This is a genomic window from Terriglobales bacterium (assembly GCA_035937135.1).
In the GTDB taxonomy this organism is placed as follows: Bacteria; Acidobacteriota; Terriglobia; order Terriglobales; family Acidobacteriaceae; genus DASYVL01.
On record DASYVL010000097.1, the window covers coordinates 1 to 11,879 of the forward strand.

Consider the following 11,879-nt stretch of genomic DNA (forward strand, 5'->3'; position numbering starts at 1 on the left):
CTCCGGGCGCGGACCCGGCGTAGGACCGGGATGGGGCGGCGGCATCGGCGGCGGCGTCTATCGCGTAGGCGGCGGGGTGAGCGCCCCGCGCATCGTGTTTCAGCCCGACCCTGAATATTCGGAGGAAGCCCGCAAGGCCAAGTACCAGGGGACGGTGGTGCTGTACGTGGAGGTCGGCACGGACGGCCGCACCCACAACATCCGCATCCAGCGTTCGCTGGGATTGGGCCTGGATGAGAAGGCCGTCGAGGCGGTGCGCTCCTGGAAGTTCGAGCCGGCCCGCAAGGACGGCCAGCCGGTGACCGTAGGGGTCAACATCGAGGTCAACTTCCGGCTCTACTAGCGGGACTTCTCGCGCTATCCCATAAGGAGAAAGTTTTCAGCCCTATGTATGTTCCCGCGACCCAACTGCGCCCCGGCATGGTGGTGATGCACGGCAAAGACCTGTGCACCGTGTTCAGCGTGGACCACCGCACCCCCGGGAACAAGCGTGGCTTCATCCAGGCCAAGCTGCGCAACCTGCGTTCCGGCTCCATGATGGATCACAAGTTCCGCGCCGAGGACTCGGTGGAGAAAGTCACCCTGGACGAAGCCGAAATGCAATTCCTCTATCAGGACACCTCCGGCTACTGCTTCATGAACACCGAGAACTACGAGCAGGTGCACCTCTCGCGCGAGATCCTGGGCGACACCGTGGACTACCTGGTCTCCAACCTCACCCTGAAGGTGGAGTTCCACGAGGGCAAGGCCGTCGGCATCGAGCTGCCCCAGACCGTGGACCTGAAGGTGGTGGAGACCGAGCCCGGCCTCAAGAGCGCCACCGCCTCCAGCGTGATGAAGCAGGCCAAGCTCGAGACCGGCCTGGTGGTGCTGGTGCCTCCCTTCATCAGCGAGGGCGAGAGCATCCGCGTGGATACGGCCGAAGGCGTATACCTGGAGCGGGTGAAGTAAGAGCGATGAGTGGCGAGTGGTGACTAGCTGATGTGGAGTGCTCAAGCTCGCCCCTCGCCACTATCCACTCGCCACTGACCATGGACTGCCGCCGATTCATCGTCCGAGGCCGGGTGCAGGGGGTGGGCTTCCGCTGGTTCGTGGAGCGGGAGGCGCGCACCCTGAGCATCGCCGGCTGGGTGCGCAACAACGTGGACGGCACGGTGGAAGTGCTGGCCATGGGCTCCGGCGAGCAGTTGAGCGCGCTGCGCGGGCGCCTGCAAACCGGCTGCCGCGCCGCGCGCGTGGATGCCGTGGACGAAGTCCCGGCCGAGCCCGTCCCTGATCTGAAAACATTCCGCATCGAAGGAGCCTGGTAGCCCATGTCGCCCACCAACTGCGAGCCGCTCAAGCGGCTGATCCGCGAGGTCCCCGACTTCCCCAAGAAGGGCATCCTCTTTTACGACATCACCACGCTGCTCAAGGACAAGACCGGCTTCGCCACGCTCATTGACGCGCTCTCGGAGAATTATCTGGAGCGCAAGATCGACCTGGTGCTGGGCATCGAGGCGCGCGGCTTCATCTTCGGCCCGGCGCTGGCCTATCGCCTGAACGCCGGCTTCGTCCCCGTGCGCAAGCCCAAGAAGCTCCCCGCCGAGACCGCCAAGTGGACCTACGACCTCGAGTACGGCACCGACACGCTGGAGATCCACAAGGACGCCGTGCAGCCCGGCCAGCGCGTGATCATCGTGGACGACCTTCTGGCCACGGGCGGCACCGCCAACGCCTGCGCCAGCCTGGCCAACTCCCTGGGCGCCGATATCATCGGCCTGGGCTTCGTGGTCGAGCTCGACTTCCTCAAGGGCCGCGACAAACTCAAGGGCCATGAGGTGTTCTCGCTGCTGCACTATGACAAGTGAGTCCTTGTTGTCATCCCGAGCGAGCGCGACGTCGCCTGGCGACGAAGCGCGCAGTCGAGGGACCCCTATCGCACACCGGTGTCCGTTTCGCTCCCCGCGATGAAGTTCATGGGGTAGGGGTCCTTCGGCTGCGCTCGGCATTCGCCTCGCTTCGCTCAGGATGACAAAGTCCGCGTATTTACAAACCTCACCCGGCCCGCATATAGTTAGCCCCCTGTCTCCCGCGAATCGCATCCATGCGGGCTTGGAGCGCATGAAGATACCTGTGCCAGCGGCCAAGAAGAAGCCCTCCGGGGGGCCGGATCCGGCCGCGGCCCTGGCCGAGTGCCAGAAGACCATCACCCAGCTCTCGCTGCTCTTCGAGGCCACCCGCCTGCTCAATTCCACGCTCGACCTGGCCGAATTGCTGGAACTCATCCTGAAAATCGCGCGCAGCGAGGTGGGGGCGGACCGTGGCACCGTCTTTCTGATGGACGACAAGCACAAGGAGCTGTGGTCCATCGTGGCCTCGGGCCTTGACCATCAGGAGATTCGCGTGCCCCTGGGCCAGGGCGTGGCGGGACGCGTGGCCGAGACCGGGGAAACGGTCAGCGTCGAGGACGCCTATTCGCTGGCGTACCACGACCAGAGCTTCGACCAGAGGTTCAGCTACAAGACCCGCTCCATGCTAAGCCTGCCCATCCGGCACCACACCGGCGAGATCGTGGGCGTGCTGCAACTGCTCAACAAGAATGGCGCGCCGCGCTTCACCGCCGAGGACGAGGACTTCCTCAACAAGCTCTCCGGGCACATGGCCATGGCGCTGGAGAACGCGCGCCTGCACCGCGAGTCGCTGGAGAAGCAGCGCCTGGAGAAGGAGCTGGCCCTGGCCCGCGGCATCCAGCGCAGCCTGCTGCCGGATTCGCCGCCCGTGGTCCCCGGCTACGAGATTGCGGTGCTCAATGAGCCCTGCTTCGAGGTGGGCGGCGACTACTACGACTTCCTCAACCTGGGCCCGCAATCGCTGCTGCTGGTGGTGGCCGACGTGGAAGGCAAGGGCGTCTCCTCGGCGCTGGTGATGTCCAACCTGCAGGCCAGCCTGCGCGCCCTGGTCATGCACCTGCACTCGCTCGAAGTGGTGACCGTGTCGCTCAACGAAATGATCTACAACGACACCAAGTCCAAGAAGTTTCTGAGCCTTTTCCTCGGCCTGGTGGACACGCGGCGCAACGGCCTGCACTACATCAACGCCGGGCACGTGCCGCCCCTTTTGATCCACGGCGAGAAGGGCGAATACCGCGAGCTGACCGAGGGTGGCACGGTGGTGGGCCTGTTCCCGCAGACCGAGTACACGCGCGGCTCGGTGAAGCTGGCCACCGGCGACGTCCTGGTGTGCTGCACCGACGGCATCGTCGAAGCCTCGAACGCCCAGGAAGACGAGTACGGCAGCGAGCGCCTGGCCGCCTGCGTCGCCCGCAACCGCTCGAAGAGCGCCAGCGCCATCGTGAACGCGGTTTCCACCGAAGTGGCCGCCTTCTCCCGCGGCGGCACCCACGTGGACGACAAGATCCTCATGATCACCAAGGTCACCAAAGAGGGCGTGGTGAGCTCGGGCAACGTCGCGCCTATGGGGTAGGCGCCTAGAGCTCCGACACGCGGAGCTGAGCATCCTTGGGCAGGTAGCTCTTCCTCCGGAACCACTCCTCCATCGCTGACTTCAACTCCTCCAGCGGCACGCGCGCGCCGATCTCCATCTGGCCATCCCCAACCGGAAGGGTGTCGTCGAAGATGGGCGCGTTGGTGAAGTTGCGCATGGCAAAGCTGTCCAGCCACTTCATGGGGCAGGGAAGGCGCTTGCCCTCAGCTTCGTACTCGACGCGGAGTTTGCGGAGAAACATGGAAAGCCGTGCCGCCGTCAGTTCGGCTTCACGCTGGCCACCATGCGCGAGCCGCCCACGGGCTTGAGCAGCGCGGCCAGGCCGGCCTCGCGCACCGATTCCGGCGCCTCGAACTTCTTGAAGTTCTTGGCAAAGCGGTCGAGCAGGTCGGCGGCCTTGCGGTCGTAGGCGGCCTTGTCCGCCCAGGCGTTGCGCGGGTTCAGCAAATCCGAAGGAACGTCCGGGCAGGACCTGGGGATGCTCAGCCCGAAGGCCGCCTCGGTTTCGAACTGGGCCTTGCCCAACCGCCCATCCACGGCGGCGTGCACCATGTGGCGGGTATGGCACAGGCTCATACGCTTGCCCACCCCGAACTGCCCGCCGAACCATCCCGTGTTCACCAGCCAGCATTGCGCGTGGTGTTCTTTGAGGCGCTTGCCCAGCATCTCCGCATAGACCTTGGGAGGCAGCGGCAGGAAGGGCGCGCCGAAGCAGGTGGAAAACGTCGCCTCCGGGTCCTTGCCTACGCCCGCCTCGGTGCCCGCGACCTTGGCGGTGTAGCCGGAGAGGAAGTGGAACATGGCCTGGTCGTTAGAGAGTCGCGAGATGGGCGGCAGCACGCCGAAGGCGTCGGCGGTGAGGAAGACCACGTTCTTGGGGTGTCCGCCCACGCCGGGGATGACCGCGTTCTCGATGAAGTCCACGGGATAGGCGGCGCGGGTGTTCTCCGTCAGCCGGTCGTCGTCGTAATCGGGCTGGTGGGTCTCGGGGTCGAGGATGACGTTCTCCAGCACCGAGCCGAAGCGCAGCGCGTTCCAAATCTGCGGCTCGTTCTCCTTGGACAAGCGGATGCACTTGGCATAGCAGCCGCCCTCGAAGTTGAAGATGCCGGTGGCGCTCCAGCCGTGCTCGTCGTCGCCGATCAGGCGGCGCGCCGGGTCGACGGAGAGCGTGGTCTTGCCCGTGCCCGAAAGCCCGAAGAACAGCGCCGTCACCCCGTCCGCGCCGATGTTGGCGGAGCAGTGCATGGGGAAGACGTGGCGCCCGGGCAGCAGGAAGTTCATCACTCCGAAGATGGACTTCTTCATCTCCCCCGCGTACAGCGTTCCGCCGATGAGGATGATGCGGCGGGTGAAGTCGGCCAGGATGAAGGTCTCGGAGTTGGTGCCGTCGCGGGCCGGGTCGGCCAGGAACTCGGGAACGCAGAGCACGGTGAACTCGTGCGCGTGGCTCTGGCGCTCCTCCGCCGACGGCCGCACGAACAGCTGGCGCACGAACAGGTTGTGCCAGGCCAGGGTGTTGATGACGCGGATGGGCAGGCGGTACTTGGGATCGGCGCCGGCGTAGAGGTCCTGGACGAACAACTCCTGCTTCTTCGCGTGTTCGAAGACGCGCTCAAACAGGGCGTCGAACTTTGCGGGCTCGAAGGGCTGGTTGACCGCGCCCCAGTCCACCTGGCCGGTGGTCAGGGAGTCTCGGACCGTGAACTTGTCCTTGGGAGATCGGCCGGTGCGTTTGCCGGTGTCGGAGGACAGGGCCCCGTTCGAGGCCAGGCGGCCCTCGCCCCGCCGGATGGCGTGCTCCACCAGCGCTCCCGCCGGCAGGTTCCGGTGCACCCGGCCTCCGGCCACAAGCTGGTTCAGTTGCTGGTGGTGCGCATCATCGGACATAGGACTTCTCCCCTGCAAGCCGAAACCTTAATTCTCTATGAAAACCCGCCCCGGTTCCAAGCTTTATCCGCTAAGTGCAGGGGATTTGTGAGGATACGGTGCACTTGGGTCATGCAGGCACGGGCGACCCGCCCGTGCGTGCGGCCGAGTCGGCCGCACCTACACACCCCTTCAAGCGGCGGCTTCCTGCTCGAGGGCGGCGAGGTGCGCCAGGGTCTCCTCGACGGTGAGCGAGTACATCTCGCGCCCACCCTCCAGGCCCGACTCGATGGCCTGCTTCAGATAGTGGCCGGCGATGGCGATGGCCATGGGATCGGTGATCTCCCGGCCGGCGCGCTTCCTGTATTCCACCCAGGCGGGGTGGGGGAGCGAGATCCACACGGGGCTGGCGCCCGCCAGGAACTTGATGTCCACGGCGTCGGCGTGGCGGGTGGAGATGGCCACCACCAGCGCCTGGTAGAGGCAGTGTAGCTCCTGACCGGTCCAGCGTTCGGTGGCGCGGAAGTCGCGGTACATGGGGGAAAAATATACACCTTACGGGCTGTCATCCCGAGCGAGCCCGCACCCGAAACCATTGCGCGGCGAGTCGACGGACCTCGGTTCTCTCTCGTCCTCCGCTCTTCTGCAATAATCGGGTGAATGCCCACCAGAAAGAAGGCTTCCACACCGCGCTTGCTGCAAGCGCCCCCGCTCGCGCGGCTGCCCTGGCTGGTGCACGCCTTCAGCACTCGGGAGGACGGGAACCTCGGCTTCCCGGAGGAGAGCACGCCCGCCGCCGTCCGGCGCAACCGCGCAAAGTTCCTGCAAGGGCTACTCGGCGGCAAGAGGAAAGCGCCGCAGCTCGTCACGCTGAAACAGATTCACTCCGACCTCATCCACCGGCTGGACGCTCCGCCGAAAGCAGGCCTCAAAGGGGACGGCCTCATCACCAACGTGCCCGGGCTGCTGCTCTCCATCCAGACCGCCGACTGCCTGCCCATCCTCCTGGTCGACTCGAAGCTCCGCGCCATCGGCGCCTTCCACGCCGGGTGGCGCGGCACGCTGGAGCGCATCGCGGAGAAGGGCGTGGGCCTGATGCAGCGGCACTTCGGCAGCCGCGCCCGCGACCTGGTGGCTGCCATCGGCCCCGGCATCCAAGTCTGCTGCTACCAGGTGGGACGCGAGGTGCGCGAGCGCTTCGAATCGCAGTTCGCCTACGCCGGCGAGCTGTTCCGCGAGTTTGAGGAATCCGACCCGGTGCGCGAGAAGTATCCGCTGCTGTTCCTGACCGCGCGGGCGCCGGGCCACAGCGAGCTGGCGCCGCGCATTTTCCTGGATCTGGTGAAGGCCAACCTGCGCCAGCTCAAGGACGCGGGCGTTCGCGCGGCCAACATCCACGCCTCGCCGCTCTGCACCGCCTGCCACACCGAGCTGCTCTTCTCCCATCGGGCGGAGAAGGGAAAGACGGGAAGGATGCTGGCGGTGATAGGGCTGAAGAATTGAAGGGCAAAGGACAAAGGGGAAGCCCTGGATAGGTCAGGGGCAGATGTGCAGTAGAGGTCCTTCGACTTCGCTCCCCGCTGCGCGGGGTCGCTCCGCTCAGGATGACAGGAGCTACGCCGCCTTGCCGGTGTTGACCAGGTCCTTGAGTTCCTTGCTGGGCTTGAAGAAAGGGATCTTCTTGGCGGGGACGTTGACCTTGTCGCCGGTCTTGGGATTGCGGCCGACGCGGGGCTTGCGCTGGCGGGTGCGGAAGCTGCCGAAGCCGCGGATCTCGATCTTGTCGCCGGCGCGCAGCGAGCGCACGATGCTATCGAAGATGCTCTCCACGATAACCTCGCTGTCCTTGCGGGTCAACTCCACCAGCCGGGAAACTTCCTCGATCAGGTCGGCTTTGGTCATGGTCGCTTCGCTCCGAGAATCAGTTGTCAGTACCTGGTACCCAGTACTCAGTCCTAAGCGTTCAGGCAGTTGGGGCCGCGGAACCCGAAACCTACTTCCACAGGTAATAAAACCCGACGTGGGTCTCCATCAGCTTGGCGCGGGTGGGGATCAGGTCGGCGAGGTCGTTGCCGGAGAGCACGTCCAGCAGCGTGCGGCGCTCCTTCTGCGGACGCACCAGCGTGGGCTCGCCCGAGATGCCCACGGCCTTGGCGGTATCGTCCACCGCGCCCTGGAAATCCGCGAGCTGGTCCACCAGCTTGAGCGGCACGGCCTGCGAGCCGGTCCATACCTTGCCGTCGGCCAGGGCGCGCACCTGCTCCTGCTTCATCTTGCGCCCTTCGGCGACGGCGTTGATGAACTGGGTGTACATGTCGTCGATCAGGGCCTGCAGGTAGACGCGCTCGGCGGGAGTGAGGTCGCGGGTGGGCGTGCCCGTGTCCTTGAACTCCCCGGTCTTGATGGTGATCTCTTTCAGCTTGGCCCACTTGATGAGTTCGCCGTAGTTGTACCACTCGGCAATCACTCCGATGGAGCCCACGATGCTGGCCGGGTTCGCGTAGATCTTGTCGGTGGCGGAGGCCACGTAGTAGCCGCCGCTCGCGCCCACGGTCTCGATGGAAGCCACGATGCGCTTCTTCTTCTGGTCGCGGATGCGCCTGACCGCCTGGTAGATCTCCTGCGAGGCCGCCGCCCCGCCCCCCGGGGTGTTCACGTGGATGATGATGGCCTTGATGGAGTCGTCGTCGGCGTACCGCTTCAACTGGCTGACCACGGTCTTGGGCTCGACGATCACGCCCTCCAGGTCGACCACCGCGATCTTGTCGCCGAAGGCGCCGGAGAGGCCGTCCGAGCGGTCCGACTTCACGCTGGTATAGATGAGGGTGAACACCGCCAGCAGGAAGAGGAAGAATCCCCCTCCGCCGACCACCACCCACAGCAGCGTGCGCGAACGTCCGTTTTCCGCCATAAGAAGCGCCTAGTGTACACCAGCCATAGGCCCGGGCGCTGCGGTCAAGGGACGATCACCCGCAGGGCGCCGGGCAGGATTCCCACTTCGACCGGCGTGCGGCAAACATATTCGCCATCGGCATAGACGTCGAGCGGCGACTCCGTTTCCACGCGCAGGCCGGTGGCCTGGAAGTAGGTCACCTGCGGGCGGCTGACGTGCGCGCCGGAGAAGACCTTGGGGAAGAGCCGCAGCAGGCTGAGGCGCCCGGTACGGCGCAGGAAACAGACGTCTAGCTTGCCGTCGTCGAGCTGCGCCCGGGGCGCGATGCGCATCCCGCCCCCGTAGGTGGGCGCGTTGGCGAAGGCCACCATCCATCCCGGTTCGGAGATAGCCGGCGCCGCTGGCGCTCCCGCGGCGGGATTGGCCGGATCCGCGCCCGTAGCCTGGACCGTGACCTGCCGCGGCTTGAAAGAGAAGATGGCCTGGAGCACCGCCAGGGTGTATCCGCCGTTGCGGCGCAGCCAGGCGGACTGGGCGTTGGCGCGGCGGTTGGCATCGGAATCCACGCCCGCTCCGGCCACGCAGCAGTAATAGGTCGGCGTGGCGCCCGGTTCTCCCAGCGGCGTGATCCGGCCTACGTCCACCCGGCGAACATTGCCGCCGCCGCTCAGGAACTTCTTCCAGGCGGCCAATGCGTCGTTCCGGGTGCGCACACCCAGAGCCACCGCGAAGTCGTTGCCGCTGCCGAAGGGGACCACCAGCACGGGAATCCCACGCTCAACCAGCGCCGCCAGGTGGCGGTGAATTGTGCCGTCGCCGCCGAAGATCAGTGCCACCTCGGCTTCCCCGGAGGCACTCAGGTCCGGTGCGATGGGGATCCGCTGGGTATCCGACTGGAATGGTTGCAGGGCGCTCTCGGAAGCGTTGGGGCCGAAGATGGCGACAGCGCGCACCGTTATTTGCGGTAGATGGCCGCCACCAATACGCCGATCACGGTGATGCGCACCAGGTCGAAGCCGATGGACTTGTAAATCACTTCCACGGGCCACGGCTGCACGGCGTAGTAGATGAGATAGGTGGGCACGGCCGTGAGCAGCCACACCGCCAAGCCAAAGCGCACGCCCTGGCCGAACCAGGGCTTGTCCGAGACTCCCTGCGCGTAGATCCAAACCAGCGCCAGCGAGTACAGAACATTGGCCACGATCATGAAGTGGAAGTAGCCCTGCGCGTCCTGCTCCGTGCGCAGCAGGTTGGGCAGCTTGCTGTAGTCCTCGTGCAGCAGCAGGCCGTGGATCACGAAGCTGAGGGCGAAGCCGGCGACAGAAACGACCACAAAAGCAAGAAAGAACTTTTTGATGTTCATGCGGGTCTCCGTGGCGCGCAAGGGTAGCAGGGGAACGGAAGGCCCGTCCAGCCTAGGGCTGGATGCGCACCTTGCGCAGCAGGCGCCCCACGCGCAAGGTCAGCTCCGCGGGCAGCGTGACCGGCAGCACCGGGTCGGTGCGAACGTCGCCGTTCACGCGCACCGCGTTCTGCTTGATCTTCCGCTGACCGTCGGTGGCGGAGTCCGCGAGCCCGCAGCGGGCCAAGAGCTTGTCCAGTTTGACCGCCTTCCCATCGCCGGCCTTGGCTGCCACCTCGTCATACTTCACCGAAATGGTCTCCACATCCCCCGGCACCTCGCCCTTCTGGAACTGCTTGGACCAATCCTCCTGGGCCTTCTTCGCCGCGGCTTCGCCGTGGAAGTCGGCGACGATCTTGGTGGCCAGGCCTTGCTTCATCTTCATGGGATGCGCCTGGCCGCTCCTCGCCTGCTGCCGCATGGCCTCGATGCCGGCCATGGAGGTGTCGGTCAAAAGTTCCCAGTAGCGCCACATCATCTCGTCGGAGATGGACATGATCTTGCCGAACATCTCCAGCGGCGGCTCGTCAATGCCGATGGCGTTGCCCAGCGACTTCGACATCTTCTGCACGCCGTCCAGTCCTTCCAGGATGGGTGTGGTCAGCACCACCTGCGAGGGCTGGCCGTAGGCGCGTTGCAGCTCGCGGCCCACCAGCAGGTTGAACTTCTGATCGGTGCCACCCAGCTCGACGTCGGCCTCGAGTGCCACCGAGTCGTATCCCTGGGCCAGCGGGTAGAGCAGTTCGTGGATGGCGATGGGCTTTTCCGCCTGGAAGCGCTTGTGGAAGTCGTCGCGCTCCAGGATCTGCGAGACCGTGTACTTGGCGGCCAGGCGGATGAAGTCGTCCGCCGTGAACTTCGAGAACCAGCGGCGGTTGAAGTCCACCACGGTTTTCTGGGCGTCGAGCAGCTTGAAGACCTGCTTCTTGTAGGTCTCGGCGTTCTTCTCGATTTCCTCGCGCGTGAGCGGAGGGCGCGTGGCCGAGCGCCCGGTGGGGTCGCCGATCATCCCGGTGAAGTCGCCGATCAGGAAGATGACCGTGTGCCCCAGGTCCTGGAAGTGCTTGAGCTTGCGGATCAGCACGGTGTGCCCCAGGTGCAGGTCGGGCGCCGTGGGGTCGAAGCCCGCTTTGACTTTGAGCGGAATGCCCGTTTTGAGGGACTTCTCCAGCTTTTCCCGCAGCTCGCTCTCGCGGATGATCTCCGCCGCGCCCTTTATCAGGTAGGCGAGCTGTTCCGTAACGGGAAGAAATGACATGGGGCGATTATAAGAGCAGAAGCTTGTTTTCGGACCCGAATGGCCAATGGGTGACATACAATTCTGGTCCCTCACCACAAGGGCCGCATGTCTACCCACATCCCACCTTGGGAGCCTTGGAAGGCGCCCCGCAAGCACCTGCGCGTCCTCTTGCGCGCCGAGGTGCAGTGCGTGGCCAACGGCATCACCATCAACGGGTGGTCGGAGAACATCAGCATGGGCGGCCTGTTCGTTCTGGCGGGCCAAACGCTCGATCTGGGCACAGAGGTGGCGGTTCGTCTGAGGTTTCCCACTGGCTACTGGCTGGAATGCTCGGGTTCCGTCGCCCGCGCCACCCCGGGGAAGGACATGGGAATCCAGTTCCGCGAGCTCAAGGAAGAGGACCGGAAAGAGCTCTCCGGCTACATTCAGAAGCAGAAGGATCCGCGGCGCAGCACCCGCATCATGCGGCGCCTGAGCGTGGTGCTTCGCTGGACCGACCTGGAAGGCCAGGCGCGCGAGGAGTCAGCCCAAACCCTGACGCTCAGCCGCTACGGCTGCCTGCTGGTCTGTCAAACACGGTTCCGGCTGGGCGAGGACTTATACATCTGGTGGCCGGAAAAGGAACGCGGTGTGCATGTCCGCATCGTGTACCGGCGTCTGGGCGGCCCCGGCAATGCGACGGAGATGGGAGTGGAATTCCTGGGGGACAACGACTTCTGGGGCGCCCACTTTCCCGGCAAGTGACCCGCCAGGAAACTCCCGCCCGCCCGCATTCAATCCTGCGAAACCACCCGGCGCCCTGTGACTTTCGCCTTGCCCTCCAGCACGATATTGATCGCTTCCGTGTAGGCAACGTGCTCCTGCTCGAGGATGCGGGCGGCGAGCGTGTGCTCATCATCGCTGTCGAGCACCGGGACGGACTTCTGCACCACGATAGCGCCGTGGTCGAGCTGCTCGTCCACAAAGTGCACGGTACAGCCGGAGACCTT

The 11,879-nt window shown here is 65.3% G+C and carries 16 protein-coding genes; 7 read left to right on the forward strand and 9 right to left on the reverse strand.

Annotation, left to right across the window (positions count from 1 at the left end):
• From VGQ94_05840 to VGQ94_05860, 5 genes are all read left to right on the forward strand, one after another.
• The coding region (locus VGQ94_05840) for an energy transducer TonB (GenBank protein HEV2022032.1) at window positions 1–343 on the forward strand (343 nt) is incomplete at its 5' end.
• A gap of 44 nt (window positions 344–387) precedes the next feature.
• A complete protein-coding gene (gene efp, locus VGQ94_05845) occupies window positions 388–951 on the forward strand; it encodes an elongation factor P (GenBank protein ID HEV2022033.1) in 564 nt (187 codons plus the stop codon).
• Window positions 952–1,031: 80 nt separating this feature from the next.
• Window positions 1,032–1,310 carry an acylphosphatase gene (locus VGQ94_05850; protein ID HEV2022034.1) on the forward strand — a complete coding sequence of 93 codons (279 nt, stop codon included), beginning with the start codon at window positions 1,032–1,034 and terminating at the stop codon, window positions 1,308–1,310.
• Between the two features lie 3 nt (window positions 1,311–1,313).
• Window positions 1,314–1,850, forward strand: a complete 537-nt coding sequence (locus VGQ94_05855; GenBank protein HEV2022035.1) for an adenine phosphoribosyltransferase — start codon at window positions 1,314–1,316, stop codon at window positions 1,848–1,850.
• A 253-nt stretch (window positions 1,851–2,103) separates the two neighbouring features.
• Window positions 2,104–3,465 carry a GAF domain-containing SpoIIE family protein phosphatase gene (locus VGQ94_05860; protein HEV2022036.1) on the forward strand — a complete coding sequence of 454 codons (1,362 nt, stop codon included), beginning with the start codon at window positions 2,104–2,106 and terminating at the stop codon, window positions 3,463–3,465.
• A gap of 4 nt (window positions 3,466–3,469) precedes the next feature.
• Here VGQ94_05860 and VGQ94_05865 read toward each other — a convergent pair whose 3' ends face one another.
• The 3 genes from VGQ94_05865 to VGQ94_05875 all read right to left on the reverse strand — a co-directional run bounded on the left by VGQ94_05865 (window position 3,470) and on the right by VGQ94_05875 (window position 5,892).
• Window positions 3,470–3,727 carry a hypothetical protein gene (locus tag VGQ94_05865; protein ID HEV2022037.1) on the reverse strand — a complete coding sequence of 86 codons (258 nt, stop codon included), beginning with the start codon at window positions 3,725–3,727 and terminating at the stop codon, window positions 3,470–3,472.
• A gap of 17 nt (window positions 3,728–3,744) precedes the next feature.
• Window positions 3,745–5,376 carry a phosphoenolpyruvate carboxykinase (ATP) gene (gene pckA, locus VGQ94_05870; GenBank protein HEV2022038.1) on the reverse strand — a complete coding sequence of 544 codons (1,632 nt, stop codon included), beginning with the start codon at window positions 5,374–5,376 and terminating at the stop codon, window positions 3,745–3,747.
• Window positions 5,377–5,547: 171 nt separating this feature from the next.
• The gene (locus VGQ94_05875) at window positions 5,548–5,892 is read right to left on the reverse strand and encodes a hypothetical protein (protein HEV2022039.1); all 345 of its coding nucleotides are present in this window, start codon (window positions 5,890–5,892) and stop codon (window positions 5,548–5,550) included.
• Between the two features lie 123 nt (window positions 5,893–6,015).
• On the opposite strand from VGQ94_05875, the gene pgeF reads away from it, so the two are divergent.
• Window positions 6,016–6,858: a peptidoglycan editing factor PgeF gene (pgeF, locus tag VGQ94_05880; protein ID HEV2022040.1), complete on the forward strand. Its 843-nt coding sequence runs from the start codon at window positions 6,016–6,018 to the stop codon at window positions 6,856–6,858.
• A gap of 111 nt (window positions 6,859–6,969) precedes the next feature.
• Here the strand turns inward: pgeF and VGQ94_05885 are convergent, their stop codons facing one another.
• Genes VGQ94_05885 through tyrS form a run of 5 tightly spaced genes read right to left on the reverse strand, consistent with a single transcriptional unit; the run spans window position 6,970 to window position 10,908 of the window.
• Window positions 6,970–7,365 carry an HU family DNA-binding protein gene (locus tag VGQ94_05885; protein HEV2022041.1) on the reverse strand — a complete coding sequence of 132 codons (396 nt, stop codon included), beginning with the start codon at window positions 7,363–7,365 and terminating at the stop codon, window positions 6,970–6,972.
• A complete protein-coding gene (gene sppA / locus VGQ94_05890; protein ID HEV2022042.1) occupies window positions 7,349–8,266 on the reverse strand; it encodes a signal peptide peptidase SppA in 918 nt (305 codons plus the stop codon). The genes VGQ94_05885 and sppA overlap by 17 nt, the downstream gene beginning before the upstream one ends.
• A 44-nt stretch (window positions 8,267–8,310) precedes the next feature.
• A complete protein-coding gene (locus tag VGQ94_05895) occupies window positions 8,311–9,201 on the reverse strand; it encodes a diacylglycerol kinase family protein (protein HEV2022043.1) in 891 nt (296 codons plus the stop codon).
• Between the two features lie 2 nt (window positions 9,202–9,203).
• Complete coding sequence (locus VGQ94_05900; GenBank protein HEV2022044.1) at window positions 9,204–9,611, reverse strand: DUF1761 family protein; 408 nt, start codon at window positions 9,609–9,611, stop codon at window positions 9,204–9,206.
• Between the two features lie 52 nt (window positions 9,612–9,663).
• On the reverse strand, window positions 9,664–10,908 hold the full coding sequence (tyrS, locus tag VGQ94_05905; protein ID HEV2022045.1) for a tyrosine--tRNA ligase: 1,245 nt from the start codon (window positions 10,906–10,908) through the stop codon (window positions 9,664–9,666).
• 87 nt (window positions 10,909–10,995) lie between these two features.
• Between tyrS and VGQ94_05910 the strand changes: the two genes are divergently transcribed.
• Window positions 10,996–11,634, forward strand: coding sequence for a PilZ domain-containing protein (locus VGQ94_05910; protein HEV2022046.1), 639 nt, complete (start codon window positions 10,996–10,998; stop codon window positions 11,632–11,634).
• Between the two features lie 29 nt (window positions 11,635–11,663).
• Here VGQ94_05910 and VGQ94_05915 read toward each other — a convergent pair.
• A partial coding sequence (locus VGQ94_05915) for a formyltransferase family protein (GenBank protein HEV2022047.1) occupies window positions 11,664–11,879 on the reverse strand: 216 nt, incomplete at its 5' end.

Bases quoted from the DNA above. Each gene is read 5' to 3' on its own strand.
- VGQ94_05865 (HEV2022037.1), bottom strand. From the start codon at position 3,727: ATGTTTCTCCGCAAACTCCGCGTCGAGTACGAAGCTGAGGGCAAGCGC.
- sppA (HEV2022042.1), bottom strand. From the start codon at position 8,266: ATGGCGGAAAACGGACGTTCGCGCACGCTGCTGTGGGTGGTGGTCGGC.
- VGQ94_05850 (HEV2022034.1), top strand. From the start codon at position 1,032: ATGGACTGCCGCCGATTCATCGTCCGAGGCCGGGTGCAGGGGGTGGGC.
- VGQ94_05900 (HEV2022044.1), bottom strand. From the start codon at position 9,611: ATGAACATCAAAAAGTTCTTTCTTGCTTTTGTGGTCGTTTCTGTCGCC.
- VGQ94_05860 (HEV2022036.1), top strand. From the start codon at position 2,104: ATGAAGATACCTGTGCCAGCGGCCAAGAAGAAGCCCTCCGGGGGGCCG.
- pgeF (HEV2022040.1), top strand. From the start codon at position 6,016: ATGCCCACCAGAAAGAAGGCTTCCACACCGCGCTTGCTGCAAGCGCCC.
- pckA (HEV2022038.1), bottom strand. From the start codon at position 5,376: ATGTCCGATGATGCGCACCACCAGCAACTGAACCAGCTTGTGGCCGGA.
- VGQ94_05855 (HEV2022035.1), top strand. From the start codon at position 1,314: ATGTCGCCCACCAACTGCGAGCCGCTCAAGCGGCTGATCCGCGAGGTC.
- tyrS (HEV2022045.1), bottom strand. From the start codon at position 10,908: ATGTCATTTCTTCCCGTTACGGAACAGCTCGCCTACCTGATAAAGGGC.
- efp (HEV2022033.1), top strand. From the start codon at position 388: ATGTATGTTCCCGCGACCCAACTGCGCCCCGGCATGGTGGTGATGCAC.
- VGQ94_05910 (HEV2022046.1), top strand. From the start codon at position 10,996: ATGTCTACCCACATCCCACCTTGGGAGCCTTGGAAGGCGCCCCGCAAG.
- VGQ94_05875 (HEV2022039.1), bottom strand. From the start codon at position 5,892: ATGTACCGCGACTTCCGCGCCACCGAACGCTGGACCGGTCAGGAGCTA.